This is a genomic window from Lacticaseibacillus jixiensis (genome assembly GCF_042847315.1).
Classification (GTDB): Bacteria; Bacillota; Bacilli; order Lactobacillales; family Lactobacillaceae; genus Lacticaseibacillus; species Lacticaseibacillus jixiensis.
This window is the reverse complement of sequence record NZ_BAAFPR010000078.1, coordinates 1-1,988: the sequence shown is the minus strand read 5'-3', so window position 1 is coordinate 1,988 and position 1,988 is coordinate 1. Positions and strand designations below refer to the sequence as shown.

The window sequence follows — 1,988 nt, the reverse complement described above, 5'->3', positions numbered from 1 at the left end:
TGCCTTGGAACCAAACATTTACCGGTACCGCCCAATCGACCGTCGCTTAAAGCAAAGAGGTCCGCTTCCCTGAATCTGGGAACGGGCCTCTATTGATTTTCAAGACGGTCTGTTATTGGGTGCTTACTCAAGGGAAACAACAAAAAAAGCGGCGCCTGATTAACGGCGCCGCCTATGAAGATGGCATTCAGCTCTACCCCGATTTCAATTGGGGATAGTTCATCACTCTAATCCAGGTAAAGTGCGAAACTCATTGAATCCCAAGATCGAAAATGGATATTCTTTGAATTGAGAACGGACAATTTTATTCGCCACAAAATATGGTCTTACCGTAAAGTGACCAAGAAAACCGATGTTATGCATAATATCATCTACATGTGCTTCAAAGTATTTAACTCGTTTCAAAAATTTCTCGCCTTTCGCCTTCTTATCAAGAAAGTATTCACTCTGACTTTCAATATTCTCGGATGCAGTTTGATCTAGACGCAAATATTTAACTTCGACAATCCAGACCTCATGTCTTTGAGGCTCGATGGCAATCACATCATAATCTCCTAGATCACGAGGATGTCCGCCTTCTTTATCAAGCTTATATAGTTTTTTATTTATATGTGTAATAAATCGATTCGGCGAGAACAGTGATTCAACATTTTTAACGATTATATTTTCATACTCTTTTTTCCATCTATCAATCATTTGCTTAGAGTGAGCCATGTTCAACTGGTAGGGTAGTGTAAAATTGTAAGCACCCACGGACCAGTTGAACAGTGTATTGTTGAGATTAATAGGTTCATAAACAATCTTATTTTCGAAAAACAATATTGGCTTTGCTACATACTTATTTGAACGTCTCTTTTTCTCCCACGTTGGGATTAGGCCAGATTTGTCAGTTAACGAAGAGACATCTAAACATAAAAATTTGACAACTTGATAAAAGTCTTCAACATTTAAAGTCGTTTGTAAAAAAAATTCCATCGCAAGTTCGTCCAACGATGCTTCAACAACATTTCCAATAATAGTTACTTTGTGCCTGCGCTCGAGCTCTTCCACGATTCCATAACTTGCTAAGAACTGGAGCACGCTTACCATCACATTGAAGTTAATTCCAGTGTCTGCTAGGAAGGCTGATTCAAATTCTTTGAAATATTTCGAGTCCAAAGCCTCATCACGGTTATCAAAATCTCCAAATGTATAACGTGCTTGAGTAATCTGTCTTCCAATTATATCTGCATGTGTTGTCGGTAACAAATCAACCACTCCATTATCCTGGATACTGACAGTAACCCAGTTCTCGGCCCCCGATTTAACTTGATCATCAACCGACTGAAAGTCAAGAATCCATTTGGCTAAAGCAATCATTTTTTCCTTATCGTTATCGGTAATATCCCGTTCGGATAAGTTGCCGCCATACAGGAGTGACGCTTCGATTAAATATTCCATTACTCGTTGATATTGTTTCGCTTCTTCGCGCAATTTTATAGTTTTCTTCCTAAATGCAGCCTGACTTTCTTCGGTTAATCGGCTACCCTCCGAAAAAGACTCAAGCCTTTTTTTATGCAACGAAATTTGTAATAAATCGGCCGCATGCCAATTCATAAAAACAATAAGTAGTGACCGGACGTTAAAAGACTGCAATAGTTCAATAAGCTTCATACGTAATTCAGATGAAAACAGTCTCAATGGCTTCACTGCATCTACATCTTTATACTTACCGGCTTTAATCTGTTGCTTGTAAACAACTGAGGCTATTATCTGACGCGCCTCGTGAAACGCAGTAATACTCGGACTGGAGAATTGAATGAGAGGATCAATGTAGTATCTCTCTTCTACTGTTGAGATACCACTGGTTCTTTTTTCACGATTGTCGCGCGGCACGCTATTTCGGCCACCATTCGTCACATTGTTTCGGATTGAAACGCCTTTGTTTCGCCGAGATAATGTGACGTTTTTGATTCTCACATTACTGCTCCCGCAGATTATTCCATCTT

At 39.5% G+C, this 1,988-nt stretch carries 1 pseudogene; it reads right to left on the bottom strand.

The window, feature by feature from the left end:
- Positions 1–222: 222 nt before the first annotated feature.
- Positions 223–1,988 (bottom strand): annotated as a pseudogene (locus tag ACGG90_RS15505) (hypothetical protein); the annotation flags it as partial.